The sequence below is a fragment of the Lelliottia sp. RD5 genome (assembly GCF_056032945.1).
On sequence record NZ_JBVYHQ010000005.1, the window covers coordinates 207,287 to 233,175 of the forward strand.

The following is a 25,889-nucleotide window of genomic DNA, read 5'->3' on the forward strand; positions in this document are numbered from 1 at the left end:
TTTCTATGTCACTACGTTATTTAAAAAATCAGCCCGCAAATAAAATCGTCACACTGCTTATTGTGATCTGGCTTTGCGGCGGACTGCTCTGGATGCTCCCCAACCACGGTAGCGCCGGGTTGGCTCTGCCACAAAACCTTCTCGCCTGGTGCGTGCTGGCGCTGATTGCGCTGTGTTGCGCCCTCTTTTCCCCGCGATGGAAAGTGGCGTGGCCGCCTGGCACGTACCTTATCATTGCGGGGGCGGCGCTCTGGTCCCTGCCGTTGCTGTGGTCTCCGCTTGCCGCCTGGCAATGGAACGCTTTACCCAAAGTGCTGGCACTGTGGGGGCTGGTCGGTATCTGGTTGCTGATGCTGAAATCCATCCCCTGCCACCGAATGCGTCGTGTCTGGCTGTTGATTCTGGTGGTCTCCGCACTGCTCCAGGTGGGTTTTGCCGTCGTTCAACTCAGCGATATCGCGCATCTGACCGGGGGCCGCCCCTATGGGAGTTTCCAGCAGGTCAACGTGCTGGCCTCGTTTCTGGCAACCGGAATGGTCTGTGCTCTGTGGTTATTTCTGCGTGTACGTCAGCGATTATCTGTCTGTATATCCGCCACTGCGCTGGTGGCGATCCCCGTCATGCTGGTGCTGGTACAAAGCCGCGCGGGAGGGCTGGGGGCCGTTACGGGCGCGCTGGTTCTGCTGCTCACGGCAGGCAAAAACCGACGTCGTATGGGATATGCGGTGCTGCTACTGATGGCAGGCGCTGGCGCGGGTGCGCTCACGTTGTACTACGGGCCGCTACTGATTCCGGGTTTTATACCTGAGCTGGTACAGAAGGAAGGCTCTAATGTGCAGCGCTGGTATTTGATCACATTGACATGGCAACTGATTCTGAACCACCCGTTCATCGGCAACGGTTACGGCAGTTTTGAAGCGCTGTTTGGGCAGTTGTCGCAGCAGGTTCCGCCGGGTATGGGGACGACTACGGTTCAGTACCCGCACAACGAGTTTTTGTATACCTGGATGGAAGGCGGGCTGGTTGCGGTGGCGGGTATTTTGTTCATGATCGCGGGTATTTTCAGGCGACTGTGGGGAAGAGGCGGCAGCCGGTGGTGCGGTCTGGCGATGATGCTGCCGTTGGCTCTGCACATGAACCTGGAATATCCGCTTTATCAGTCGGTGACGCACGGCCTGATGCTGGTGATGCTCCTGACCATTGCTGGCCCGGCGGCCAGAACGCATACCGATCAGAAGGCTGGCTATGAAAAGCCGTTGCGCGCAGCCGTGGGGCTGGTGGCATGCGGTGTACTGGCGTTTATGATTTCCGGTGCGGTGACGGAGGTCCAACTCACCCGCATCGAGCATCAGGGCCTGGTGCCTTTCGTCCATCATGAAGCGGCAGTGGTTGACGCGTTAGCCAACCCATACAGTCAGTATGATCGCCTCGACTTTGACCGTCATGTAGCGCTGCTGCTTCGCTTTAATATCACGCGGGACGCTGCGTTGCTCACCCGCTTCCGCGCGTGGTCAGAACGCTTTTCAACGGTGCATAACAACCCCGACGTCACTTACAGTCTTCTTATGATCGTTCGGTCGGAAGGTGATCCATCGGCTCAGCCCCTTTGCCTCAAGGCAAAAGCGATGTGGCCTGACGATCCCCGTTTTGACTGCTTTTAAAGCCTGGCGTTGCTGGATGGCCTGAAAAACGGCATCCGACGCCAGAAACAAACACACCGCCCGTAGGCGGTGTGTTTAGCATCGAAAGAATTACTTCTTCGCGGCGCGTTCGAAAGAGGCAACGATTTCAGCTTTAGCCGCTTCAGCGTTGTCCCAGCCGTCAACTTTAACCCATTTGCCTTTTTCGAGATCTTTGTAGTGCTCGAAGAAGTGGGTGATCTGCGCTTTCAGCAGTTCTGGCAGGTCGTTCACATCTTTAATGTGATCGTACTCTTTGCTCAGCTTAGTGTGCGGAACCGCAACCAGTTTCGCATCTTCGCCCGCTTCGTCGGTCATTTTCAGCACGCCAACTGGACGGCAGCGAATGACAGAGCCTGGCTCCAGTGGGTACGGCGTTGGGACCAGAACGTCAACCGGATCACCATCTAAAGACAGGGTGTGGTTGATGTAGCCGTAGTTGCACGGGTAGAACATAGCAGTGGACATGAAACGGTCAACGAACAGTGCACCGGTGTCTTTGTCGATTTCGTATTTGATAGGATCTGCGTTGGCCGGGATTTCGATAACAACGTAGATGTCTTCCGGCAGTTCTTTACCCGCAGGGACGTTGAGTAAGCTCATGTCTGTGTCCTTTAAAATGTATGGTAAACAAGTGGCGAGTATTATAGCCAACTCGCGATGAAAGTCTCCGCCTCTTTTCACTCTTGCCGACGCTTGCATGCCATTTTCAGACGCTTTCCATGACAGGAAAATCCATAAAGTCAGCCACATATTTAATGGGTGAATGAAAGCGATTACAAACTTGTGATTAACGTTTTGTTCACTTTTCCGAAGTGTGATGTAACGCATTCCGTTACGTATTGCTTTGGCTATAGTTTGGTCGCAGAACATCTTTTGACCACCAATAACCTGGGCTATGAGGGCATCATTATGTGGAAGCGCTTACTTCTTGTTACAGCAGTTTCGGCAGCCATGTCGTCTATGGCGATGGCCGCACCATTAACCGTCGGTTTTTCGCAAGTGGGTTCGGAATCAGGCTGGCGTGCAGCTGAAACCAACGTTGCCAAAAGCGAGGCCGAAAAACGCGGAATCACCCTAAAAATCGCCGACGGGCAGCAAAAACAGGAAAACCAAATCAAAGCCGTTCGTTCATTCATTGCTCAGGGCGTTGACGCTATCTTCATCGCGCCCGTCGTGGCGACAGGCTGGGAACCGGTGCTAAAAGAAGCCAAAGATGCAGAAATCCCGGTCTTCCTGCTCGACCGTTCTATTGATGTGAAAGACAAATCCCTCGTGATGACGACCGTCACCGCAAACAACGTGCTGGAAGGCCAACTGATTGGTGACTGGCTGATTAAAGAAGTTAACGGCAAGCCGTGTAACGTCGTAGAGCTGCAAGGTACGGTTGGCGCAAGCGTCGCGATTGACCGTAAAAAAGGCTTTGCAGACGCTATCGCTAAAGCGCCAAACATCAAAATCATTCGCTCCCAGTCCGGCGACTTTACCCGCAGTAAAGGCAAAGAAGTCATGGAAAGCTTCATCAAGGCAGAAAACAACGGCAAAAATATCTGCATGGTTTACGCCCATAACGATGACATGGTGATCGGCGCTATCCAGGCGATCAAAGAAGCGGGCCTGAAACCGGGCAAAGATATCCTGACGGGCTCCATCGATGGCGTACCGGATATCTATAAAGCGATGATCGATGGCGAAGCAAATGCCAGCGTAGAACTGACCCCGAACATGGCTGGTCCGGCGTTTGATGCCCTTGAGAAATTCAAGAAAGACGGCACCAAACCAGAACAGGTGACCATCACCAAATCGACGCTCTACCTGCCGGATACGGCGAAAGAAGAGTTAGAGAAGAAGAAAAACATGGGCTACTAAGGCCTTTTCCCTCACCTGAACCCTCTGCCCACCGGGGAGAAAGGCAAGGTGAGGCAGATAATTTATGGCTTGCACGAACCATCCCTCTCCCCAGTGGGGAGAGGGGCAGGGTGAGGGGGAAATTATGACCACTGAACAACACCAGGAAATCCTCCGCACAGAGGGATTAAGTAAGTTCTTCCCCGGCGTCAAGGCGCTGGATAATGTGGACTTCAGCCTGCGTCGTGGTGAAATCATGGCGCTGCTCGGGGAAAACGGTGCCGGTAAATCCACGCTGATCAAAGCTCTGACCGGGGTTTATCATGCCGATCGTGGTGCGATCTGGCTCGAAGGTAACGCCATCTCCCCACGAAATACCGCCCATGCCCAACAGCTTGGCATCGGGACGGTCTATCAGGAAGTCAACCTGCTGCCGAATATGTCGGTGGCCGATAATCTGTTTATTGGCCGTGAGCCGCGTCGGTTTGGCCTGCTGCGTCGAAAAGAGATGGAAGCGCGCGCCACCAAACTGATGGAATCTTACGGTTTTTCTCTCGACGTGCGCGAGCCGCTGAACCGCTTTTCCGTTGCGATGCAGCAAATCGTTGCCATTTGCCGCGCGATTGATCTCTCCGCGAAAGTCCTGATCCTCGACGAACCGACCGCCAGCCTCGACACGCAAGAGGTGGACATGCTCTTCACCCTGATGCGCCAACTGCGCGATCAGGGCGTCAGCCTGATCTTCGTCACCCATTTCCTCGATCAGGTTTATGAAGTCAGCGATCGCATTACCGTCTTGCGTAACGGTGCATTTGTTGGTTGTCGCGAAACACACGAACTGCCGCAAATCGAGCTGGTGAAAATGATGCTGGGCCGCGAGCTGGACACCAAAGCGCTGCAACGCGCTGGCCGCACGCTGCTGAGCGATAAACCGGTCGCTGCGTTTAAAGATTTCGGCAAAAAGGGCACGATCGCACCGTTCAACCTGGAAGTGCGCCCCGGCGAAATCGTCGGTCTGGCGGGCTTATTAGGATCGGGGCGTACCGAAACCGCCGAAGTGATCTTTGGGATCAAACCTGCCGACAGCGGCAGCGCGATGATCAAAGGCAAACCGCAAACCTTACGTTCACCGCATCAGGCCTCCTGTCTGGGCATCGGTTTTTGCCCGGAAGACCGAAAAACGGACGGGATTATTGCCGCCGCCTCGGTGCGGGAAAATATTATTCTGGCGCTCCAGGCCCAACGCGGCTGGCTACGACCTATTCCGCGGAAAGAGCAAAATGCGATTGCCGAGCGCTTTATTCGCCAGCTTGGGATCCGTACGCCAGGTCCTGAACAGCCGATTGAATTTCTCTCGGGCGGCAACCAGCAAAAAGTGCTGCTTTCACGCTGGCTGCTCACCAAACCCCAGTTCTTGATCCTGGACGAACCAACGCGCGGCATTGACGTGGGGGCGCATGCGGAAATCATCCGCCTCATCGAAACGCTGTGCGCTGATGGCCTGGCGCTGCTGGTCATCTCGTCCGAACTGGAAGAGCTGGTGGGTTATGCCGATCGCGTCATCATTATGCGCGATCGTAAACAGGTGGCAGAGATCCCGCTGGATGAACTGTCCGTTCCAGCGATCATGAATGCCATCGCGGCATAAGGAGTCAATCGTGATGCCCCGTTCACTTTCAAACGCTGGAGAGTCTAAGCGTCGCTTCCGCTGGCCAACCGGCACACCCCAGATTATCGCACTGCTGCTGGTACTGGCAGTCGATAGCCTCGTTGCGCCGCATTTCCTTCAAATCGTGTTGCAGGATGGCCGCCTGTTTGGCAGCCCGATTGATATTTTAAACCGCGCAGCGCCCGTCGCGCTGTTGGCGATAGGGATGACGCTGGTGATCGCCACCGGCGGTATCGATCTCTCCGTGGGGGCCATCATGGCCATCGCGGGCGCAACGGCCGCTTCACTGACCGTCGCCGGGCACAGTTTGCCGGTTGTGCTGCTGGGTGCGCTGGGAACCGGCGTTCTGGCGGGGCTGTGGAACGGCATTCTGGTTTCTATCCTCAAAATCCAGCCGTTCGTCGCGACGTTGATTTTGATGGTGGCGGGGCGCGGTGTGGCACAGCTCATCACCTCCGGGCAGATCGTGACCTTTGATTCCCCGGATCTGGCCTGGATCGGCAGCGGCAAGCTGCTGCTCTTCCCAACGCCAGTGATTATCGCGCTGGCTACGCTTATCGTGTTCTGGTTGTTTACCCGTAAAACAGCGCTCGGCATGTTTATCGAAGCGGTGGGGATTAACATTCGGGCGGCGAAAAATGCCGGGGTGAGCACGCGCTTAGTGGTGATGTTGGCCTATGTATTAAGCGGCGTTTGCGCAGCGATTGCCGGCATTATTGTGGCAGCCGATATTCGCGGTGCGGATGCCAATAACGCCGGACTGTGGCTGGAGCTGGATGCGATTCTGGCTGTGGTCATCGGTGGCGGTTCGCTGATGGGCGGGCGTTTTAACCTGGCCCTTTCCGTCGTCGGCGCTCTGATTATTCAGGGGATGAATACCGGGATTTTACTCTCAGGCTTCCAGCCGGAGCTTAACCAGGTGGTGAAAGCGGTTGTTGTGCTCTGCGTGCTGATTGTTCAGTCGTCGCGCTTTATTAGCATCATTAAGGGGATTCGCGGCCATGATAAAACGTAATTTACCGTTAATGATCACGCTCGGCGTCTTTGTGCTGGGCTATCTCTACTGCCTGACGCAATTCCCCGGTTTTGCCTCGACGCGCGTGATTTGTAATATCCTCACCGATAACGCCTTTTTGGGCATTATCGCCGTCGGGATGACGTTTGTGATCCTCTCCGGCGGAATCGATCTGTCGGTGGGCTCCGTGATCGCCTTTACCGGGGTTTTCCTGGCAAAAGCAATAGGCTTCTGGGGGATCTCACCGCTGCTGGCCTTCCCGTTGGTGCTGGTGATGGGCTGTGCGTTCGGCGCATTTATGGGCTTGCTGATTGATGCGCTAAAAATTCCGGCGTTTATCATCACCTTAGCCGGGATGTTTTTCCTGCGCGGGGTCAGTTATCTGGTCTCGGAAGAGTCGATTCCCATCAACCACCCGGTCTACGAAACGCTGTCGAGCCTGGCCTGGAAAATCCCCGGCGGCGGTCGCCTGAGCGCCATGGGTCTGCTGATGCTGGGCGTTGTCGTTATCGGTATTTTCCTTGCGCATCGCACCCGTTTTGGCAACGAGGTTTACGCCATCGGCGGGAGCGCCACCTCTGCCAATCTGATGGGGATTTCCACGCGGAGCACCACCATTCGTATTTATATGCTGTCGACGGGTCTGGCGACGCTGGCGGGTATTGTCTTCTCCATTTACACCCAGGCAGGCTATGCGCTGGCGGGTGTCGGCGTGGAGCTGGATGCGATTGCCTCGGTGGTCATCGGCGGGACGCTGTTAAGTGGCGGGGTCGGAACGGTTCTGGGCACGCTGTTTGGCGTGGCGATTCAGGGGCTGATTCAAACCTATATTAACTTTGACGGCACGCTGAGTTCGTGGTGGACCAAAATCGCCATTGGGATATTGCTGTTTATCTTTATCGCGCTACAGCGTGGCCTGACGGTGCTGTGGGAGAACCGCCAGAGCTCGCCTGTGACGCGCGTTAGCACTGGACCACTCAACAGATAACTCCCTGAATTTGCGCAAAGTCTAAACTTTTTCCGGTAGCGGCCGATAACCTTTTGTTGTGCCAAAAAATATCTCGCTACCGGAAATAACATCATGCTTAAAACGCTATCGATTCGTACCGGCTTGCTTTCTTTACTGGCCGTGATGACCCTTCTTCTGCTGATTGTCAGCGGTATCGGTATTTATGCCCTTACCCAGAGTTCCTCTTCTTTGCAGCGTATTAATCACCTTCAGGGTGAACAGATGGTGCAGCTCAATTCGGGCTACACGCTGATTTTACGCGCCCGAAACGAAGCCGGTCAGGCCGTCCGATTGATGGAGATCGGCATGCTGGATGACGCCGCTAAATCGGTGCAAAGCATTAATAAAGAAGTCACGCAGGCGCAGAAAACGCTAAAAGCGGTGATTGACGGTGGAGTCTCGGATCCGCAGGGCCAGCAGTTGCTGGATAAAGTCGCGGCAAGCCTGGCTGCTTACAACGCGCAAGGGATCACGCCGATGATCGCGGCCCTGAATCAGCAAAGCTCTGATGCCTATTACGATCTGCTGGAAAATAAGCTGATCCCGGTGGCGCGTCAGTTTGATAACGACATGCAGGCGTTTCAGAAATGGAGCGAAGCGCGCGGAAATGCAGAAGTGCAGGCGGTGCAGTCGAGTAAAAACCACGTAATGCTGCTGATCGTGATCGCGGCGCTTATTACGGCAGGGATTATCGTGCTGGCCTGGCTGTCGTTGCGCCATATGCTGCTCAAGCCGCTTTCGGCTTCTATTGCTCAGCTGGAAAATGTGGCCGCAGGCGATCTCACGCATGTCCTGAATATGCCTGTGAGCCAGGAGTTTAATCGCCTGAATGCGGCGATCGAAGGGATGCGTCAGTCTTTGATGGAATCTGTGCTGCGCGTCCGTGATGCCAGCTCGCAGATTGACACCGGCAGCCGTGAACTGACTGCGGGCAATATGGATCTGGCCCAGCGTACAGAATCGACCGCGACCTCTCTTGAGCAGACGGCGGCGAGCATGGAAGAGATCACCGCGACGGTGAAACAAAACGCCGATAACGCTGAACAGGCGCACCAGATGGCGAAAACCGTCTCTGATACGGCGGATCACGGCAGTGAAATGGTCTGCTATGTGATTGAGAAAATGCGTGATATTTCCGGTAGCTCAGCTCGTATCGCCGACATTCTTAGCGTGATCGACGGTATTGCGTTCCAGACCAATATTCTGGCGCTTAACGCATCCGTTGAAGCGGCGCGAGCCGGTGAGCAGGGGCGGGGATTTGCCGTGGTGGCGGGTGAAGTGCGTAATCTGGCCAGCCGAAGCGCGGACGCCGCGAAAGAGATTCGCACGCTGATCAGCGCCTCACAGACCCACGTTAACGAGGGCAGCGAGTTGGCGCAACAGGCGGGCGAAACGATGGATGAGATCGCCACCGAAGTGATGCGTATGACCCGACTGATGCGAGAAATCGCCAGTGCGTCTCAGGAACAAAGCCGCGGCATTGAGCAGGTGAATATCGCGGTGAATCAGATGGACGAAACTGCCCAACAAAACGCCGCACTGGTGCAACAATCCTCCGCGGCGACGCGCTCTTTAGAAGAGCAGTCGCGCGAATTAATTGAAGCGATGTCGTCATTTAAACTGACTTCACAAGCGGCGTAATAATAATAAATCCTGGTGCTATCTGCGCCAGGATTTATACCATCTCAACCTCAGCGTTTACTGCACCAATATTGTGATGAATATCCGCCATTAATTTTTCCAGCGAATGGGTTAATTCCAGCGCTTTTTTTGTGGGCTCAAGATATAAACCTTTGCGAACAAATAAAGGCTCATCAAAGAGTTGATTAAAACGCTTTAACGCCAGACTGACCGCAGGACGCGACATCTCAAGGCGGACAGAGGCTTTCGCCATGCTGCCGCATCTGACGATTTCAATAAACACTGGAATAAGATTTAGATCGATACCGGTATTTGCACGACAAAAGTTTTGCGTCATGACGGCGACTCCCCTGAATAAATAATAAACTGTTATCGAAATAATGCAGGAGTAGGCGGGAAGATTAAAGCGCGATTTTTATATTCATTTATACGGTAAAATATATAAATAAAAAACGGGGAGCAGGCTCCCCGTGATAAAACGTTAGGCGTCCGGGAATTCGCGGATCAGACGCTCAACATCTTCAACCATATGATTGTTACCGACAAAGAAAGAGCGGCGCTGGTGCAAGCTTTCCGGGGTAATATCCAGAATACGCTCTTTGCCGTCACTCGCCTTGCCGCCTGCCTGTTCGGCCAGGAACGCCATCGGGTTGCATTCGTACAACAGACGCAGCTTCCCGTCCGGGTGGCTGGCGGTGCTTGGGTACAGGTAAATGCCGCCTTTCAGCAAGTTGCGGTGGAAGTCCGCCACCAGCGAGCCGATATAGCGCGAGGTGTACGGGCGCTGCGTCGGCGTATCTTCTTCCTGGCAGAATTTGATGTACTTCTTCACGCCATTAGGGAATTTAATGTAATTACCTTCGTTAATGGAGTAAGTGCTGCCGCTCGCAGGATAACGCATACGCTCCTGGCACAGGCAGAAAACGCCCAGCGACGGATCGTACGTGAAGGCGTGAACGCCACAACCCGTGGTGTACACCAGCATGGTTGATGAGCCGTAAACCACATAGCCTGCGGCAACCTGTTTGTTACCCGGTTGCAGGAAATCTTCTTCCGTCACGGCTGTACCAACCGGCGTGACGCGGCGATAAATGGAGAAAATCGTCCCAACAGATACGTTGACGTCAATGTTAGACGAGCCATCCAGGGGATCCATCAGCACGACATATTTGGCGTGTTCGCAGCCTTCGAAAACGACGATTTCATCTTCTTCTTCAGAGGCGATACCCGCGACAATGTCGCGTGCGCGCAGTGCAGCTTTCAGTTTTTCATTGGCGAACAGATCGAGTTTTTGTTGCACCTCTCCCTGAACGTTTTCGGCACCGCTGGCACCCAGGATATCGACCAGACCGGCCTTGTTGATATCACGGTGGATGATCTTTGCGCCGAGCTTTATCGCCGACAGCAAAGCAGTGAGTTCACCCGTAGCATGAGAGAACTCGTGCTGCTTTTCGACAATAAATTCACCTAACGTTTTCATAACACTTTCCCTGCATCGTATGTTGAGTAAAGCGATCGAATGATGGTTAAAGCGGTCAATCTCAAACAATCTTAACAAACATTCAAATATTAGCGCAGTGGTGAATCGCGCCAGCAAAATACGGATTTACCTGAAATGCGTTTCTCTGACGCTGACATGTGAGTAAAATGTGCGCCAAATAGAAGAGGAATAGTGACGTATGCGCATTCATATATTAGGGATTTGTGGCACTTTCATGGGCGGACTGGCAATGCTGGCGCGCTCTCTGGGCCATGAGGTGACGGGTTCGGACGCCAATGTGTATCCGCCAATGAGCACCTTGCTTGAGAAGCAGGGGATCGATCTCATTCAGGGATATGATGCCAGCCAGCTGGACGTCGAACCGGATCTGGTTATCATCGGCAACGCCATGACGCGCGGTAACCCGTGTGTGGAAGCGGTACTGGAACGCAATATTCCGTTTATGTCCGGCCCGCAATGGCTGCATGACTTTGTCCTGCGCGACCGCTGGGTACTGGCCGTTGCCGGTACGCACGGTAAAACGACGACGGCCGGGATGGCAACCTGGATTCTGGAAGCTTGCGGCTACAAGCCGGGCTTTGTGATCGGCGGCGTGCCGGGCAATTTCGACGTTTCTGCTCGCTTAGGCGAAAGCCCGTTCTTTGTGATTGAAGCCGACGAATACGACTGCGCCTTCTTCGATAAACGCTCCAAGTTCGTGCATTATTGTCCGCGCACGCTGATCCTCAATAACCTTGAGTTCGATCATGCGGACATTTTTGACGACCTGAAAGCCATTCAGAAACAGTTCCATCACCTGGTGCGTATCGTGCCGGGGCAAGGCCGCATTATCTACCCTGAGAACGACATCAATCTGAAACAGACTATCGCGATGGGTTGCTGGAGCGAGCAGGAGCTGGTGGGCGAGCAGGGCCACTGGCAGGCGAAGAAGCTGACAACTGACGCATCCGAGTGGGAAGTGTGGCTGGACGGTGAAAAAGTCGGCGAAGTGAAATGGACGCTGGTCGGTGAACACAACATGCACAATGGCCTGATGGCGATTGCTGCGGCGCGTCATGTAGGCGTCAAGCCTGCCGACGCGGCCGATGCGCTGGGCTCCTTTATCAATGCGCGTCGTCGTCTTGAATTGCGCGGTGAAGCCAATGGCGTGACGGTGTACGACGATTTCGCCCATCATCCGACGGCCATTCTGGCGACGCTGGCGGCACTGCGCGGCAAAGTCGGCGGAACGGCGCGCATTCTGGCGGTGCTCGAACCGCGCTCTAACACCATGAAAATGGGGCTCAGCAAAGACGATCTCGCACCGTCTCTCGGCCGCGCTGACGAAGTGTTCCTCCTGCAACCGCAGCACATTCCGTGGCAGGTCGCGGAAGTGGCTGACGCCTGCATTCAGCCTGCGCACTGGCATGCGGATGTCGACACCTTAGCGGATATGGTAATTAAAACCGCGCAGCCGGGCGATCACATTCTGGTGATGAGCAACGGCGGTTTTGGTGGAATTCATCAGAAGCTGCTGGACGGTCTGGCGAAGAAAGCCCAGGCCGAAGAGTAATCAAACGACCCGGTAGCGTTGCGCTACCGGGTGAACTTGCCTGACAAGCAATAACGCTTACTCTTTGGCGATAGGCGTTTCAATCTCCTCAATCGGGGTGCTGCCCTGAATCTCACCGATTTTCTTCACAACGTCATCCACCTGACCCGAGGTGTGAAGCAGCGTGTAAGTCAGATCAAACTGCGTGCTCTGACCGGCTTGCAGCTGCTTCACGCGCTTTTGTTCCCGTTCGATGGTCACCGGATAGGCATAGCTGGTGCCCGGCTCAATCCCGGTGACATAGCCTTGTTTTTCAGTGTCGGTGTTTTTCCACAGCGTTAAAACAGGCAGCTGGCGGGTGTCGAACTGAATCGCCGCCCCTTTGTCGCCTGCTTTATTAATCACTGCGGCAGTGGTGTGGTGATTCTCATCCGACAGCGGTTTGATGTTAAACACCATTTCATCAAAGCCTTTCGTTGGCCCTGCATAGTTTTGCCACTCTTTTAAGCCCGCTTTGGCGTAATCATTGAATGGGCTGATGCTTGCCATTGGTGCGATAAACCGCGCCCCTGCTTCCAGAATCGGTTTACCGAAATTGCTGTGATAAATTATCTGATAGTCATGCGGATAATCAGCGTGATTGGTTAGCACATCGTGAAGAGCAAAGCTGTTACTGCCTGGAACATAGCGCAGTTCAGTCATGGTCTGCAGATCGGCTTTTTTGAACGTGCTTTCTTTTACCAGACCTCGGACACGAATTTCGTATGGCGCGCTGTCGCTCACCTCGACTTCCACCTGCGAGGCTGGCGTATTGCCTGCCTTCCCGTGCAACGTATAAATCTGACCGTCTGCAGTGACGGGATGCCCGGTCCATTCGTAGCCACAGCGCACCATCATTTCGTTGAAACCTTCCAGCCATCCCAGACCATTTCGGCTTTCAAGGTTCATGAAAGCCGGGTTGACCACCTCTTTGACCGGAGAATCCCAACCCATCCGCACGCCGTAGCCTTCAACGTGCAGCAAATTCATGCCGCGTGTAGGGCTTAACGCGATCGTCAACCCGTCTTTACTGGTGATAATAATGACTTTGCTGCCTTCCTGTTTGCCGCCATGAAGGACTTTTTGTTCAATGCTGAAGTTTTGGTTTTTCACTTTCAGCATATTGCTGGTCACTTTCCAGTTACCCAGTTCCGTCGCGCTATCAGCGCTTGTCAGCACCCATGTTTTTGCCATGACAGGCGCGGAAATTAAACAGGCCAGTGCGGTTAAAGCCAACGTTTTTTTCATCATTCTCCCCTTTTTGCTGAATCGATTATTTCTTTCACCGGCAAATCTAGATTCTTAACAAAAGTGAAAGTGTGATGCGTTTCACCTGATGGCGAATTAAGCGTTTTTTCTCGTTGGAGTGTGCGGAATGATCGATAATTGTGTAATGAACTGCGTTAATTGCAAAAATAAGTGTGAATTAAGAGGGTTTTTGCTTTAACGATTCAGCATTAAGGGCGCGTAGAAAAAAGACGATGTCATGTCAGGGGAAGGGACGGGAGAGGAAAAAATGACGCTAACCCATCAATGAGTTAGCGTGAGAGGATTAGCCTTCGTTCTCAGCCAGTTCGCGCAGATACTGGAAAATCAGACGCGCAGATTTCGGCGGCTTATTCCCTTCTTTCTCTTTCTTCGCGTTACGGATTAATGAACGCAACTGCTGGCGATCGGCGTCAGGCCACAGGTTCAAGACTTCTGCGACGGCATCGTCACCGTTGTCGACCAGACGATCGCGAATTTGCTCAAGCTTATGGAACAGCGCAACCTGCTGGTTGTGGCGGTTTTTCAGCTTATCCAGCGCCTGACGAATCGGCTCAACATCGCGCTGGCGCAGCATTTTGCCGATCAGCTGAAGCTGGCGGCGACGGCCTTCTTTTTTGATTCGTTGGGCCAGTTCAATGGCACTGCGCAGATCCGGGTCGAGCGAGAGTTTATCCAGCGCGTTTTTTCCCAGTTCTACCATTTCCGCACCAAGTTGTTTTAACTCTTCGGCGTCACGTTTAATTTCACTTTTACTGACCCAGATGATTTCATCATCTTCGTCTTCGATGTCATCACCGGGAACGTCGTCGAGCCAGTCTTCGGGCTGCTTAGTCATGTCAGGCTCCTTAAAAAAGAGGCTAATGTTACCAGTTAAGACGCGCACTGAAAAACGGTTCTCTGTTAGACTTCAGATAACTATCTCTTACAGTATGGCATTTGCGATGAAAGTAACCTCACAAGTTGAAGCGCAGCGTAAGATTCTGGAAGAAGCGGTCTCCACAGCGTTGATGCTGGCTTCCGGGAAATCAGACGGCGCGGAAGTAGCAGTCAGCAAAACCACGGGTATCAGCGTAAGCACGCGCTACGGTGAAGTCGAGAACGTGGAATTTAACAGTGACGGTGCGCTGGGGATTACGGTTTATCACCAGAATCGCAAAGGCAGCGCGTCATCGACTGACCTCAGCCCGGATGCCATCGCCCGTACCGTGCAGGCTGCGCTGGATATTGCGCGCTATACCTCACCCGATCCGTATGCAGGCGTCGCGGATAAAGAATTGCTGGCGTTTGACGCGCCGGATCTCAGCCTTTTCCATCCGGCTGAAGTGTCTCCAGACGAAGCCATTGAGTTTGCCGCGCGCGCCGAACAGGCCTCTCTGAAGGCGGATAAACGCATCACCAATACCGAAGGCGGCAGCTTTAACAGCCACTACGGCATCAAAGTGTTCGGCAACAGCCACGGCATGTTGCAGGGCTACAGCTCTACGCGCCACTCCCTTTCCAGCTGCGTTATCGCTGAAGAAAATGGCGACATGGAACGTGATTACGCCTACACCATTGGCCGTGCGATGGGCGATTTGCAGTCGCCAGAGTGGGTCGGTGAAGAGTGTGCAAAACGCACGCTGTCACGCCTGTCTCCGCGCAAACTGTCCACCATGAAAGCGCCGGTGATTTTTGCCAACGAAGTGGCGACCGGGCTGTTTGGTCATCTGGTCGGCGCAATTGCGGGCGGTGCGGTTTATCGTAAATCGACGTTCTTGCTCGACTCTTTGGGGCAACAAATTCTGCCGGAATGGCTGACCATCGAAGAACATCCGCATTTGCTGAAAGGGCTGGCGTCGACGCCGTTCGACGGCGAAGGCGTGCGTACAGAACGTCGCGACATCATTAAAGACGGTATTCTGACGCAGTGGCTGCTGACCAGCTATTCTGCGCGCAAGCTCGGTCTGCAAAGTACCGGCCACGCGGGCGGCATCCACAACTGGCGCATCGAAGGCCTGGGCCTGAACTTTGAACAGATGCTCAAAGAAATGGGCACCGGCCTGGTCGTGACTGAGCTGATGGGCCAGGGCGTCAGCGGGATCACCGGCGATTACTCTCGCGGTGCGGCCGGCTTCTGGGTTGAAAACGGTGAAATTCAGTATCCGGTGAGCGAAATCACCATTGCCGGTAACTTAAAAGACATGTGGCGCAATATCGTTACGGTCGGTAACGATATTGAAACACGTAGCAATATACAGTGTGGTTCAGTGCTGTTACCCGAGATGAAAATCGCGGGTCAATAATACCCGTCATACTTCACGTGGCAGATGCGTTGGCTGCGCTCGAATTATTTAGGGTATTTAGCTTATTTTTCATAATAAAAAAGGAAGTGAGCAATGCGTAAAAACCTGTTAGCCATTCTTGCTGTGTCGTCGTTAGTGTTCAGTTCTGCTGGGTTTGCCGCCGATCTTGAAGATGATATGAACACGCTCAGTACCAACCTGAAAGTGGTCCAGAAAACGGATAATGCGACGGAAATGAAAGACGCATTGACCAAAATGCGCGTCGCCGCACTCGATGCGCAAAAAGCGACGCCACCGAAGCTGGAAAACAAAGCCGCAGACAGCGCTGAAATGAAAGACTATCGCCACGGTTTTGACGTGCTGGTCGGCCAGATCGACGGTGCCCTGAAGCTTGCCAACGAAGGCAAGGTGAAAGAAGCCCAGGCCGCCGCTGACGGATTCATTGCCACCCGCAACGAAAACCACAAAAAATTCCGCTAATGGCACGCTAAGCCAGACGGCAAAATAATCAACGGGGGCGTATTGCCCCCGTTTTGTTTGCCACAACGTAATAAGAAAACCTTATCCGCGTCACACTTTACGACCTTGCGCGTAAATCTTTCCACTCTGCTTTCTGACCTTTCACCGCCGAATCACGTGACATTCATCACGTAAATCCAGTTGATAATACATATTCACCGTAATTATGTGGAACAGATCACTGGTGCCGCTTTCCTTTCCACTTCGAAGTGGAAAACAACTCGCTACAAACCTTTAACCTCCAGCGTTAGTTTTATCCCAGAGCCATTAACGGGGTAAGACGAGTGATTAACGGAGCGGTAATGAACGACGTTGGGGAACAGGCAGCGCAAACTGAAACGCTCGCAAACACCATGCTCGAGCAGGTCTATTCCCTGCTTGCTCGCCACAACATCATTCCCAATGACGTCCAGCGGCAGATGCTGACGTCACACGTTCGCGCAATGGCACACCGGTCAGTGACCGGCGAACCGCTGCCAGAGGTCGAAGCTGACCTGTTCGACGAAATTTCAGCAGATTCAATGCGGCTTGCCCGCGAAGTGGTCGCGCAGTTCGGCAATCTTCCTGATGAAGAAGCCTGGCTGCTCTCCGTTCACTTCGAAGTCGCTAAAGACAACCTTTAAGGAGCTACACAATGGAACAAATTACAGTCGTGATCGGCGATCGTCTTGGTAAAGGCCAGAAAGTGGCTATCGGTGTAGAAAAGGCCGGCGGCCGTGCGGTTGTCGTACCCGGCGTGGCGGCGGACATGAAATTGGGCGACGTGATGAAAGCGGAAAACGCCACATTCGGGATCTCGTTCTGCGGCAGCGGCGGTGCGGGTGCCATCACAGCGCAAACCAAACATGGCTACAAGGCTAAATACGGTATGCGTTCAGTGGAAGAGGGCGTCACTGCCATCAACGAAGGCAACAACGTTTTGGGTTTTGGTTTTATGGATAAAGAAGAGCTGGGCGAGCGACTGGTGCAGGCCTGGCTGAAAAAGTACGGCGCGTAACCATGAAAGAGCAATTCACCACCACGGTGAGAGTGAAGGGCAAAGGTGACGCCAAAACGCGCGCCTTTGCCGACGCGCTAAACCACGTACAGGCCGCGGTGATGAACGCATCGCCGCATATCTTACTGCGTATTGAGCCACAGGATGTGCAGGTTGTTCAGGCGCAAGAAGCGGTGCGTAAAGAAGCGTTTCTGTTCTTCTTTTTGCGCCGGGAAAGACGCACTTACAGCGTGGAGCTGGACGTGACCGTCAACGTGACTGCCATCAATCTTGATCGGGTGGATTTTGTCACGCAACGCTGATTCTCACTAATAGGGCAGACGAATGTTCCTGATAATATTAATAAAATCGCTCATCATCGGCGGCCTGGTTGGCGTCGGCGTTGGCGCCGGGGCTGCACGCATGTTTCATGCGCCTACCACACAGGGTATGGGCGCATTTCGTACGTTGGGGGAACTGAACTCCTGTGAAGGGGATCCCGCGTCTCACTTCTCCTTTGGTCTGGGGTTCTTCTTCAACGCCTGGGCATCGTCAGTGGCGGCGGGGGCCTTCACGCAGGACGTTGACCATCGCATCATCCCTAACTGGGGCGCCGCGGCGCTGATGTTAAAAAACCGCAACGTCGGTGAGACGCTGCACGATCCACGCAAAATGGCGATTGCCTGCGGCGTGATCGGCATGTTCGTGGTCACCTTCTTAAACCTCACTGCTTCGTCCGTACCGGCGGCGCTTCAGGTCACAGCCGTGAAGGTGCTGGTTCCTGCGGCGAACCTGCTGGTCAACACCGTCATGCCGGTCATCTTCTGGCTGGCGGCAATCGACGCGGGTAAAAAATCCGGCTTCTGGGCCACCGTTTTTGGCGGCGCGGCGCAGCTGATTATGGGCAACGCCGTACCGGGTCTGGTGCTGGGCATTCTGATTGGTAAAGGCGTCGAAGAGAGCGGCTGGAACCGCGTGACCAAAGTGATGATGGTGGCGATTGTTCTGCTGTTCGTGCTGAGTGGTTTCTTCCGTGGCTTCGATATGAAGATGATCGAATCCTTCCATCTGACCGTGCCGAACTGGCTCGACATGATCCACAGCTCGCTCAGCGGCAAATAACAGGAGCCTCAACATGGAACAGAATAAAGGTTTTTGGTATGCCGACTGGTCGTTCCCGATCTTCGTTGGCCTGCTCTCATCCGGCGTTTTCGCCGGGACGCATATGTTCTACCTGTACGGCATCGGCGCGTTTAACGAAGTGGCCTTCGTGGCGATGTTAAAAGCGGGCATGGATACCGGCGTTTACGGCGCAGTGGCGGCGTTTGGTGCCAGCTTCCTGTTTGCGCGCATCATCGAAGGCTCGCTGGTGGGCATTCTGGATATCGGCGGGGCGATTCAAACGGGCGTTGGCCTCGGCGTTCCGGCGCTGCTGCTGGGCGCGGGCTTTGTCTTCCCGGTGGCTAACTTTGTGGCTTCGCTGGCCACCGGTCTGGTGATTGGGCTGGCGATTGGCTACCTGATTATCCTGGCGCGTAAATTCACCATCAACCAGAGCGATTCCACCTACGGGGCGGACGTGATGATGGGCGCGGGTAACGCCTCTGGCCGCTTCCTTGGCCCGTTGATTATCCTCAGCGCGATGACCGCCTCTATCCCGATTGGTATTGGTTCTCTGATTGGCGCGCTGCTGTTTTACCTCTGGCAGAAGCCGATTACCGGTGGCGCGATCCTTGGCGCAATGATTTTGGGTTCGCTGTTCCCGGTGGCCCTTTAATACCCGGCGGGCGCTTCGGCGCTCGCTTTCTCAGGAGATGTTTATGTTTGATTTACTCCTGCGCCGCGCGCGCCTCACCGACGATACGCTGGCTGACATCGCCATTCAGGACGGCAAAATTGCGGCGCTGGGTGAGATTAACGCTCCCGCACACAAAACCGTCGAGCTGAACGGCGAAGTGTTTGTCAGCGCGGGCTGGATTGATTCTCACGTTCACTGCTACCCCAACTCCCCGATTTATCATGATGAGCCGGACAGCGTCGGTATCGCGACTGGCGTCACGACCGTCGTGGACGCGGGTAGTACCGGTGCCGACGATGTGGACGATTTCTACGAAATTACCCGCAAAGCCAGCACGGCGGTTTTCGCGCTGCTGAATATTTCCCGCGTCGGGCTGATCGCTCAAAACGAGCTGGCGAACATGGCCAATATCGATGCGGATGCGGTACAGCAGGCCGTGAAGCGCCACCCTGATTTTATCGTTGGCCTAAAAGCCCGCATGAGCAGCAGCGTGGTCGGTGAAAACGGCATCACGCCGCTGGCGCGCGCAAAAGAGATGCAGCAGCAGAATGGCGGCCTGCCGCTGATGGTGCATATCGGCAATAATCCGCCAAACCTCGATGAAATTGCCGATCTGCTGAGTTCTGGCGACATCATCACCCACTGCTACAACGGCAAACCGAACCGCATTCTTACGCCGTCGGGCGAACTGCGCGCGTCCGTCACCAGCGCGCTGAAGCGCGGCGTGCGCCTTGACGTCGGCCACGGCACGGCGAGTTTTAGCTTCGAGGTGGCGAAGCGCGCCATCGCAATGGGTATTCTGCCGCACACCATCAGCTCGGATATCTACTGCCGCAACCGCCTCAACGGGCCGGTGGGGAGCCTTGCCAGCGTGATGTCGAAATTCCTCGCCATTGGCATGTCGCTACCGCAGGTGATCGAGTGCGTGACCGCCAACGCCGCCGACGGCCTGCGTCTGACGCAAAAAGGCCGCATTCAGCCGGGTCTGGATGCCGACCTGACGCTGTTCACCGTAAAACGCCAGCCGACGCTGCTGGTAGATGCTGAAAACGACAGCCTGCAGGCTGAACATATTTTGCTGCCGCTTGCCGCGATCCGCGCAGGCAAGGGCTACATGACCGAACAAGGGAGCACGGAACATGCCTTCGATTTATGAGAAATACCATTTAAAACAGGTGATCAACACCTCCGGCCGCATGACGGCCCTGGGCGTTTCCACCCCGCGTCCGGAAGTGGTGCAGGCGGCGATGGACGGCATGAATCAGTATTTCGAGATGAAAGATCTGGTCAATAAAACCGGTGAATACATCGCGAAGCTGTTGGACGTAGAAGGCGCAACGGTAGTCTCCTGCGCCTCGGCGGGTATTGCGCAGTCCGTGGCCGCGGTGCTGGTGAAAGACAGCGACTGGCTGCTGGAAAACCTGCACGTCACGCCCATTGAGAACAACGAAATCGTGCTGCCGAAAGGTCACAACGTCAACTTCGGCGCACCGGTCGGCACAATGGTCGCGCTCGGTGGCGGCAAAATGGTCGAAGCGGGTTACGCCAACGAATGCTCCGCCGATCAGCTTGCGGCGGCGATCACCCCGCGTACCGCAGCCATTCTTTACATCAAGTCTCACCACTGCGTGCAGAAAAGCATGCTCAGCGTCGAGCAGGCGGCGGTGGTTGCGCGCAAACACGATCTGCCGTTGATCGTCGATGCAGCAGCGGAAGAAGATCTGCATGTCTATTACCGCTCCGGCGCGGATCTTGTTATCTACAGCGGCGCGAAGGCGATCGAGGGGCCAACCAGCGGCCTGGTGATCGGCAAAACGCAGTATGTGGAATGGGTGAAACGCCAGACGGCGGGCATTGGCCGCGCCATGAAAGTGGGTAAAGAAGGCATTCTGGGCCTGACCTGCGCTATCGAACATTACCTGACGGCGACCAAAGAGAGCGGCGCTGAAATGGTCGCGAAAATGACCCCCTTTATTGACGCACTGAATACCTTAAACGGCGTGACGGCCCGCGTGGTCTGGGACAGCGCCGGACGGGATATCGCGCGTAGCGAAATCAAATTCGACGAAGCCGCCACCGGCGTGGGCACCGGCGATCTGGTGAACGCGCTCAAGCAGGGCGAATACGCTATCTATTTCCGTGGCTACAAGGCCAACGAAGGGATTATCGAAGCGGACGTGCGCAGCGTGACCGCCGACCAGCTAGAAATTGTTTATCGCCGCATCCGCGAAGTATTAGGCCAGGAGAAAAACGCATGAAATTAACCCCCAATTTTTACCGTGATCGCGTGTGCCTGAACGTTCTGGCAGGTTCAAAAGCGAATGCCAGTGCGATTTACGAGGCGGCTGAAGGTCATGTTCTGGTGGGCGTGCTGTCTAAAAATTATCCTGATGTGGACAGCGCCGTCGCGGATATGCGCGAGTACGCCGCGCTGATTGATAACGCACTCTCTGTAGGGCTTGGCGCGGGCGATCCCAATCAGTCGGCGATGGTCAGCGAAATCTCCCGCCAGGTTCAGCCGCAGCACGTTAATCAGGTGTTTACCGGCGTGGCGACCAGCCGCGCGCTGCTGGGACAAAATGATTCCGTGGTGAACGGGTTAGTGTCACCAACCGGTACGGTCGGGATGGTCAAAATCTCCACCGGGCCGCTGAGCAGCAACGCGCCGGACGGCATCGTGCCGGTAGAAACCGCGATTGCGCTGCTGAAAGATTTTGGCGGCAGCTCCATCAAATACTTCCCGATGGGCGGCCTGGCGTGTCGCGACGAGTACAAAGCGGTGGCAGAAGCCTGCGCGAAGCACGATTTCTGGCTGGAACCGACGGGCGGTATCGATCTGGAGAACATCGAGGCGATCCTGCAGATCGCGCTGGATGCGGGCGTCAGCAAGATTATCCCGCACATTTACAGCTCGATTATCGACAAAGCCAGCGGCGACACCCGCCCGGAAGATGTCCGCACGCTGCTGGATATCACGAAGAAGTTAGTGAAGTAGAATTTTGCCCCTCACCCTAACCCTCTCCCCAAGGGAGAGGGGATTGTCCGGAGCAGTTTTTTCCCTTCTGCTCATAAGGAGAGGGATTGCCGATGCACTCTTTGCTCTATACCCATAGGGAGAGGGGATTGTTTTCTCCCTCTCCCTTTTGGAGAGGGGACTGTCCGGAGCGGTCTTTTCCCTTCTGCTCATAAGGAGAGGGAGTGCCGATGCACTCTTTGCCTATACCCATAGGGTGAGGGGATTGTTTTCTCCCTCTCCCTTTGGGAGAGGGCAGGGGTGAGGGGACACAAACCGCACCATCCAACAGGAGCCACCATGCACACTCATCATCTGCTTGCTGCTTCACTCTCTTTGCTGGCGACGGCTGCCGTTGCCCAGCCGCAGTACGCCTGGGTCGGGACGTATAATCCGAACGGTGAAGGGCTGTACCGATTTACCGTCGATCCGCAAACCGGCGCGCTCGACCATAAAACGCGGGCCAGCACGCTGGCGAATGCCGCGCAGTTGACCGTCTCGCACGATGGCAAAACGCTGTATCTGGCGAGCGAAGTGGATCAAGGCGTGGTGCAGGCGCTGCGTATTGGTGATAACGGCGAGCTGAGCGCGTTAAATCAGGTCGCCTCAGGCGGCGCGGGTCCTGTTTATCTGTCGCTGACGCCAAACGGTCGTCATTTGCTGGTGGCAAACTACGTCAGCGGTTCGATTGCGGTGCTGCCGGTGAAATCTGACGGCAGCCTCGGCGAGGCAACGGACACCCATCAGGATCGGGGCGAACCGGGCGCAGCCGCACCCGAAGCCGCCGTGGAAGGCAGTTTTGCGATAAGCGATCATAACGGTCCGCACGCGCACATGATCGCTGCCGATCCGAGCGGGAAGTTTGTCTTTTCAACCGATCTGGGTCTGGATAGGATCTACCAGTACCGTTTTGACGATCGCAGCGGAAAGCTCACCCCGAACGATCCGCCGTTTATCAACGCATCCTCGAAAGGTGCGGGGCCGCGCCATTTTGTCTTCACGCCAAAAGGCGATGGGCTGTGGCTGATTAACGAAGAGGCATCGACGCTGACCCATTATTCGCTCGATAGCACATCCGGAACGCTAAAAGAGGGTAAAACGATCTCCGCGCTGCCGAACGCCTACAAAGGGACCAGCTTTGCCGCGGGCCTGGTGTTGAGCCGCGATGGCAAACAGCTGTACGTCGCTAACCGTTTGCATAACAGCGTCGCGCACTTTACCGTAACGGCGGACGGAACGCTGACGCATCAGGACGATGTCTGGACGCGTGGCGATTACCCGCGCACGCTGACGCTTGATAATCAGGGGCGCTGGCTGTACGTCATGAATCAGCGTAGCGATAACATTACCCGTTTTCGCGTTGAGCCAGACGGTAAGCTACGCTTTGAGCCGGACTACACGCCGGTTGGCAGTCCATCCCAGATGGTCATTTCACCAGGGCCATGAGCCGTAAGAGGACACCGACGTGCGATTTCCGAACCAACGTTTAGCGCAACTGTTTGATTTGTTGCAAAACGAGACGCTGCCGCAGGACGAGCTGGCGCAGCGCCTTTCGGTCTCAACACGTACCGTCCGCGCTGATATCACTGCCCTGAATGCGCTCCTGGCGAGTCACGGCGCGCAGTTTATTTTGAGCCGAGGCAACGGCTACCAGCTTAAAATCGACGATGCCGCGCGCTATCAATCATTGCAGGATTCCCGTCCGCGCGCGCTGCGTATCCCGCGTACCGGACAAGAACGAGTGCACTACCTGGTAGTGCGATTTCTCACTGCCGCCTTCTCTTTAAAGCTAGAAGATTTGGCTGATGAATGGTTTGTCAGCCGCGCCACGTTGCAAAGCGATATGGTGGACGTGCGTGAGTGGTTTCACCGCTACAATCTGACGCTCGAAACCCGCCCGCGTCACGGCATGAAACTCTTCGGCAGCGAAATGTCCGTGCGCGCGTGTCTGACCGATCTGCTGTGGGAACTGGCGCAGCAGGACAGCCTGAATCCGCTGGTCACCGAAATCGCGCTGAATGTCGGCGTGCCGGAACAACTGATTGGCGTGCTTCACGACACGCTCACGCGCCATCACATTCGTCTCACGGATGAAGGCGAGCTGTTTGTACGCCTGTACTGTGCGGTGTCGGTGCGGCGCATCAGCGAGGGTTATCCGCTGCCGGAATTTAACGCCGAAGATGTGGAAGAGAACGTGCGCGCCGCCGCGCGGGATATCGCCGCCGCCATTTCGCAACTGGCGGATAAAGCGCTTTCTCCCTCAGAAGAGAACTGGCTGTGCGTCCATCTGGCGTCCCGTCAAATCCAGGAGATTGCCCCGAGCGCCATTAACGCCGACGACGACGAAGCGCTGGTCAATTACATCCTGCGCTACATCAACACGCACTATAACTACAACCTGCTGAACGATGCGCAGCTGCACGCGGATTTGCTGACGCATATTAAAACCATGATCACCCGCGTGCGCTACCAAATCATGATCCCCAACCCGCTGCTGGAAAATATCAAGCAACACTATCCGATGGCGTGGGACATGACGCTGGCGGCGGTCTCTGGCTGGGGAAAATACACCCCCTATATCATCAGCGAAAACGAAATTGGTTTTCTGGTGCTGCATATCGGCGTCGGGCTGGAGCGCCATTACAACGTCGGCTATCAGCGTCAGCCGCGCGTGCTTTTGGTGTGTGATGCCGGTAACGCGATGGCGCGCATGATCGAGGCGGTGCTGCAACGCAAATATCCGCAGATAGACGTGACGCGTACCGTCACGCTGCGCGAGTACGAACTGGCGGAAAACATCAGCGAAGATTTTGTTATCTCGACCGCGCGGATCAGCGAAAAGGCCAAACCGGTGGTTTTGATTGCACCGTTCCCAACCGATTATCAGCTGGAGCAGATCGGCAAGCTGGTGCTGGTGGACCGTACACGCCCGTGGATGCTGGAGAAATATTTCGATGCGGCGCATTTCCGCGTGATTAATAAAGCCGTCGATCAGCGCACGCTGTTCCAGGAACTCTGTTTGCAGCTCGAAGCGGAAGGATTCGTTGGCGCGGAATTTCTCGACTCGGTGGTGGAGCGTGAGGCGATTGTCAGCACCATGCTCGGCGACGGCATTGCGCTACCGCACTCCCTCGGCCTGATGGCGCAAAAAACGGTGGTCTACACCGTGCTGGCCCCGCAGGGCATCCAATGGGGCGATGAAACGGCGCACGTCATTTTCCTGCTGGCAATCAGTAAAAGCGAGTATGAAGAGGCGATGGCGATCTACGATATTTTTGTCACTTTCCTGCGGGAGCGGGCAATGACGCGGCTGTGCGCCTGTCACGATTTTGATGAGTTTAACGCGGTGGCGATGGAGAGTTTGAGTCGTTTTTAAAGGTGGGGGCGGAGAGTCGCAATCCGCCTTCACTTAACGCAGATGATGGACCACCTGGTTGCTGCTGCCGCGCCAAATTAGCGCCGGATCTTTTAAATCCTGCACAAACTTACCGTCGACCAGCACGTTGATCAGATCAACCACGTCCTTTTGCGCATCACTCAGTTCATCCAGCCGGTAGCCGGTCCAGACCCAAATATCTTTGCCTGCACACTCTGCGCGAATACGTTTTACCAGCGCGAGAATATCCGGCACGTTCTGCGGATGCAGCGGATCGCCGCCCGAAAGGGTAATCCCCTGGCGCTTTATCCGCGTGTCGTTGAGGTCGTCAATGATGCGATCCGCCATCTCGTCGGTAAACGGCTGGCCTGAGTTCAGCCGCCAGGTGCTTTTGTTATAGCAGCCTGGGCATTCGTGAACGCACCCTGAAACAAACAGGGTGCAGCGTGTGCCAGGGCCGTTGACGATGTCGACGGGGTAGTAGTTGTGATATCGCATAGCGGTGTCCAGAAAGAATGTGCTGTCTGATGCCCTCACCCCGGCCCTCTCCCACAGGGAGAGGGGGAAAGAGGGTTGCTCCCCCTTGAGGGAAAGGCGAAAAGCATGTCCCTCGATCGATTCCCTCCCCGTTAACGGAAAAGAGGTAAACGCGTTGCTCGATCGGTTCCCTCCTCGTTAACGGAAAAGAGGTAAACGCGTTGCTCGATCGGTTCCCTCCCCGTTA

25 protein-coding genes are annotated in these 25,889 nt (G+C 55.1%); 19 read left to right on the top strand and 6 right to left on the bottom strand.

All coding sequences use genetic code 11. The features are described 5' to 3' along the window. Nucleotides 1-5 precede the first annotated feature (5 nt). The gene (locus tag AC0LWE_RS16680; RefSeq protein ID WP_234593626.1) at nt 6-1,661 is read left to right on the top strand and encodes a PglL family O-oligosaccharyltransferase; all 1,656 of its coding nucleotides are present in this window, start codon (nt 6-8) and stop codon (nt 1,659-1,661) included. A gap of 90 nt (nt 1,662-1,751) precedes the next feature. Here AC0LWE_RS16680 and ppa read toward each other — a convergent pair whose 3' ends face one another. After that, complete coding sequence (gene ppa / locus AC0LWE_RS16685) at nt 1,752-2,282, bottom strand: inorganic diphosphatase (protein ID WP_012015824.1); 531 nt, start codon at nt 2,280-2,282, stop codon at nt 1,752-1,754. 309 nt (nt 2,283-2,591) lie between these two features. On the opposite strand from ppa, the gene ytfQ reads away from it, so the two are divergent. The 5 genes from ytfQ (at nt 2,592) to AC0LWE_RS16710 (ending at nt 8,861) form a co-directional block, all read left to right on the top strand. Then, nucleotides 2,592-3,548 (top strand): galactofuranose ABC transporter substrate-binding protein YtfQ, encoded by a 957-nt coding sequence (ytfQ, locus tag AC0LWE_RS16690; RefSeq protein WP_059180043.1) that lies wholly within the window; start codon nt 2,592-2,594, stop codon nt 3,546-3,548. Nucleotides 3,549-3,672: 124 nt separating this feature from the next. Further along, nucleotides 3,673-5,175, top strand: coding sequence for a galactofuranose ABC transporter, ATP-binding protein YtfR (ytfR, locus tag AC0LWE_RS16695; RefSeq protein WP_131489232.1), 1,503 nt, complete (start codon nt 3,673-3,675; stop codon nt 5,173-5,175). Between the two features lie 10 nt (nt 5,176-5,185). Continuing rightward, on the top strand, nt 5,186-6,211 hold the full coding sequence (gene ytfT / locus AC0LWE_RS16700; protein WP_174342691.1) for a galactofuranose ABC transporter, ATP-binding protein YtfT: 1,026 nt from the start codon (nt 5,186-5,188) through the stop codon (nt 6,209-6,211). Then, the gene (gene yjfF / locus AC0LWE_RS16705) at nt 6,198-7,199 is read left to right on the top strand and encodes a galactofuranose ABC transporter, permease protein YjfF (RefSeq protein ID WP_059179973.1); all 1,002 of its coding nucleotides are present in this window, start codon (nt 6,198-6,200) and stop codon (nt 7,197-7,199) included. Before ytfT ends, yjfF begins: the two co-directional genes overlap by 14 nt. 93 nt (nt 7,200-7,292) lie before the next feature. Continuing rightward, nucleotides 7,293-8,861 (top strand): methyl-accepting chemotaxis protein, encoded by a 1,569-nt coding sequence (locus AC0LWE_RS16710; RefSeq protein WP_202694560.1) that lies wholly within the window; start codon nt 7,293-7,295, stop codon nt 8,859-8,861. A gap of 34 nt (nt 8,862-8,895) precedes the next feature. On the opposite strand, the gene AC0LWE_RS16715 is transcribed toward AC0LWE_RS16710, so the two are convergent. Beyond that, nucleotides 8,896-9,198, bottom strand: coding sequence for a helix-turn-helix domain-containing protein (locus tag AC0LWE_RS16715; RefSeq protein WP_059179975.1), 303 nt, complete (start codon nt 9,196-9,198; stop codon nt 8,896-8,898). A 144-nt stretch (nt 9,199-9,342) separates the two neighbouring features. Next, nucleotides 9,343-10,341, bottom strand: a complete 999-nt coding sequence (fbp, locus tag AC0LWE_RS16720; protein ID WP_174342688.1) for a class 1 fructose-bisphosphatase — start codon at nt 10,339-10,341, stop codon at nt 9,343-9,345. 199 nt (nt 10,342-10,540) lie between these two features. Here fbp and mpl point away from each other — a divergent pair, with 199 nt between their 5' ends. Beyond that, complete coding sequence (gene mpl, locus AC0LWE_RS16725) at nt 10,541-11,914, top strand: UDP-N-acetylmuramate:L-alanyl-gamma-D-glutamyl-meso-diaminopimelate ligase (RefSeq protein ID WP_059179977.1); 1,374 nt, start codon at nt 10,541-10,543, stop codon at nt 11,912-11,914. Between the two features lie 57 nt (nt 11,915-11,971). Here mpl and AC0LWE_RS16730 read toward each other — a convergent pair whose 3' ends face one another. Next, nucleotides 11,972-13,180, bottom strand: coding sequence for an aldose 1-epimerase family protein (locus AC0LWE_RS16730; RefSeq protein ID WP_202694634.1), 1,209 nt, complete (start codon nt 13,178-13,180; stop codon nt 11,972-11,974). 304 nt (nt 13,181-13,484) lie between these two features. Further along, on the bottom strand, nt 13,485-14,036 hold the full coding sequence (yjgA, locus tag AC0LWE_RS16735; RefSeq protein ID WP_059179979.1) for a ribosome biogenesis factor YjgA: 552 nt from the start codon (nt 14,034-14,036) through the stop codon (nt 13,485-13,487). A 94-nt stretch (nt 14,037-14,130) separates the two neighbouring features. Here yjgA and pmbA point away from each other — a divergent pair, with 94 nt between their 5' ends. From pmbA to AC0LWE_RS16795, 12 genes are all read left to right on the top strand, one after another. Beyond that, nucleotides 14,131-15,483 carry a metalloprotease PmbA gene (gene pmbA, locus AC0LWE_RS16740; protein WP_219347726.1) on the top strand — a complete coding sequence of 451 codons (1,353 nt, stop codon included), beginning with the start codon at nt 14,131-14,133 and terminating at the stop codon, nt 15,481-15,483. Nucleotides 15,484-15,576: 93 nt separating this feature from the next. Next, nucleotides 15,577-15,963 (top strand): cytochrome b562, encoded by a 387-nt coding sequence (cybC, locus tag AC0LWE_RS16745; RefSeq protein ID WP_059179981.1) that lies wholly within the window; start codon nt 15,577-15,579, stop codon nt 15,961-15,963. A 323-nt stretch (nt 15,964-16,286) separates the two neighbouring features. After that, entirely contained in the window at nt 16,287-16,625 is a 339-nt protein-coding gene (locus tag AC0LWE_RS16750; RefSeq protein WP_096759565.1) for a glycine dehydrogenase, read from the top strand. 11 nt (nt 16,626-16,636) lie between these two features. Then, nucleotides 16,637-16,999: an SFCGS family glycine-rich protein gene (locus tag AC0LWE_RS16755; RefSeq protein ID WP_012015838.1), complete on the top strand. Its 363-nt coding sequence runs from the start codon at nt 16,637-16,639 to the stop codon at nt 16,997-16,999. Nucleotides 17,000-17,001: 2 nt separating this feature from the next. Beyond that, complete coding sequence (locus tag AC0LWE_RS16760; protein ID WP_059179983.1) at nt 17,002-17,301, top strand: DUF4312 family protein; 300 nt, start codon at nt 17,002-17,004, stop codon at nt 17,299-17,301. 22 nt (nt 17,302-17,323) lie between these two features. Then, nucleotides 17,324-18,100: a DUF4311 domain-containing protein gene (locus tag AC0LWE_RS16765; RefSeq protein WP_012015840.1), complete on the top strand. Its 777-nt coding sequence runs from the start codon at nt 17,324-17,326 to the stop codon at nt 18,098-18,100. A 13-nt stretch (nt 18,101-18,113) separates the two neighbouring features. After that, entirely contained in the window at nt 18,114-18,755 is a 642-nt protein-coding gene (locus tag AC0LWE_RS16770; RefSeq protein WP_059179984.1) for a DUF4310 family protein, read from the top strand. 43 nt (nt 18,756-18,798) lie between these two features. Continuing rightward, nucleotides 18,799-19,932, top strand: coding sequence for an amidohydrolase/deacetylase family metallohydrolase (locus tag AC0LWE_RS16775; protein WP_219347128.1), 1,134 nt, complete (start codon nt 18,799-18,801; stop codon nt 19,930-19,932). Next, nucleotides 19,916-21,034 (top strand): DgaE family pyridoxal phosphate-dependent ammonia lyase, encoded by a 1,119-nt coding sequence (locus AC0LWE_RS16780; RefSeq protein ID WP_219347127.1) that lies wholly within the window; start codon nt 19,916-19,918, stop codon nt 21,032-21,034. Before AC0LWE_RS16775 ends, AC0LWE_RS16780 begins: the two co-directional genes overlap by 17 nt. Beyond that, nucleotides 21,031-21,771, top strand: a complete 741-nt coding sequence (gene dagF, locus AC0LWE_RS16785) for a 2-dehydro-3-deoxy-phosphogluconate aldolase (protein ID WP_219347126.1) — start codon at nt 21,031-21,033, stop codon at nt 21,769-21,771. Before AC0LWE_RS16780 ends, dagF begins: the two co-directional genes overlap by 4 nt. 318 nt (nt 21,772-22,089) lie before the next feature. Then, nucleotides 22,090-23,235, top strand: coding sequence for a lactonase family protein (locus AC0LWE_RS16790; RefSeq protein ID WP_219347125.1), 1,146 nt, complete (start codon nt 22,090-22,092; stop codon nt 23,233-23,235). A 19-nt stretch (nt 23,236-23,254) separates the two neighbouring features. Continuing rightward, nucleotides 23,255-25,165 (top strand): BglG family transcription antiterminator, encoded by a 1,911-nt coding sequence (locus AC0LWE_RS16795; RefSeq protein WP_219347124.1) that lies wholly within the window; start codon nt 23,255-23,257, stop codon nt 25,163-25,165. A gap of 33 nt (nt 25,166-25,198) precedes the next feature. On the opposite strand, the gene nrdG is transcribed toward AC0LWE_RS16795, so the two are convergent. After that, a complete protein-coding gene (gene nrdG, locus AC0LWE_RS16800; RefSeq protein WP_059179990.1) occupies nt 25,199-25,663 on the bottom strand; it encodes an anaerobic ribonucleoside-triphosphate reductase-activating protein in 465 nt (154 codons plus the stop codon). Nucleotides 25,664-25,889 lie beyond the last annotated feature (226 nt).

Bases quoted from the DNA above. Each gene is read 5' to 3' on its own strand.
- AC0LWE_RS16680 (WP_234593626.1), top strand. From the start codon at position 6: ATGTCACTACGTTATTTAAAAAATCAGCCCGCAAATAAAATCGTCACA.
- ppa (WP_012015824.1), bottom strand. From the start codon at position 2,282: ATGAGCTTACTCAACGTCCCTGCGGGTAAAGAACTGCCGGAAGACATC.
- ytfQ (WP_059180043.1), top strand. From the start codon at position 2,592: ATGTGGAAGCGCTTACTTCTTGTTACAGCAGTTTCGGCAGCCATGTCG.
- ytfR (WP_131489232.1), top strand. From the start codon at position 3,673: ATGACCACTGAACAACACCAGGAAATCCTCCGCACAGAGGGATTAAGT.
- yjfF (WP_059179973.1), top strand. From the start codon at position 6,198: ATGATAAAACGTAATTTACCGTTAATGATCACGCTCGGCGTCTTTGTG.
- AC0LWE_RS16710 (WP_202694560.1), top strand. From the start codon at position 7,293: ATGCTTAAAACGCTATCGATTCGTACCGGCTTGCTTTCTTTACTGGCC.
- AC0LWE_RS16715 (WP_059179975.1), bottom strand. From the start codon at position 9,198: ATGACGCAAAACTTTTGTCGTGCAAATACCGGTATCGATCTAAATCTT.
- fbp (WP_174342688.1), bottom strand. From the start codon at position 10,341: ATGAAAACGTTAGGTGAATTTATTGTCGAAAAGCAGCACGAGTTCTCT.
- mpl (WP_059179977.1), top strand. From the start codon at position 10,541: ATGCGCATTCATATATTAGGGATTTGTGGCACTTTCATGGGCGGACTG.
- AC0LWE_RS16730 (WP_202694634.1), bottom strand. From the start codon at position 13,180: ATGAAAAAAACGTTGGCTTTAACCGCACTGGCCTGTTTAATTTCCGCG.
- yjgA (WP_059179979.1), bottom strand. From the start codon at position 14,036: ATGACTAAGCAGCCCGAAGACTGGCTCGACGACGTTCCCGGTGATGAC.
- pmbA (WP_219347726.1), top strand. From the start codon at position 14,131: ATGGCATTTGCGATGAAAGTAACCTCACAAGTTGAAGCGCAGCGTAAG.
- cybC (WP_059179981.1), top strand. From the start codon at position 15,577: ATGCGTAAAAACCTGTTAGCCATTCTTGCTGTGTCGTCGTTAGTGTTC.
- AC0LWE_RS16755 (WP_012015838.1), top strand. From the start codon at position 16,637: ATGGAACAAATTACAGTCGTGATCGGCGATCGTCTTGGTAAAGGCCAG.
- AC0LWE_RS16760 (WP_059179983.1), top strand. From the start codon at position 17,002: ATGAAAGAGCAATTCACCACCACGGTGAGAGTGAAGGGCAAAGGTGAC.
- AC0LWE_RS16765 (WP_012015840.1), top strand. From the start codon at position 17,324: ATGTTCCTGATAATATTAATAAAATCGCTCATCATCGGCGGCCTGGTT.
- AC0LWE_RS16770 (WP_059179984.1), top strand. From the start codon at position 18,114: ATGGAACAGAATAAAGGTTTTTGGTATGCCGACTGGTCGTTCCCGATC.
- AC0LWE_RS16775 (WP_219347128.1), top strand. From the start codon at position 18,799: ATGTTTGATTTACTCCTGCGCCGCGCGCGCCTCACCGACGATACGCTG.
- AC0LWE_RS16780 (WP_219347127.1), top strand. From the start codon at position 19,916: ATGCCTTCGATTTATGAGAAATACCATTTAAAACAGGTGATCAACACC.
- dagF (WP_219347126.1), top strand. From the start codon at position 21,031: ATGAAATTAACCCCCAATTTTTACCGTGATCGCGTGTGCCTGAACGTT.
- AC0LWE_RS16790 (WP_219347125.1), top strand. From the start codon at position 22,090: ATGCACACTCATCATCTGCTTGCTGCTTCACTCTCTTTGCTGGCGACG.
- nrdG (WP_059179990.1), bottom strand. From the start codon at position 25,663: ATGCGATATCACAACTACTACCCCGTCGACATCGTCAACGGCCCTGGC.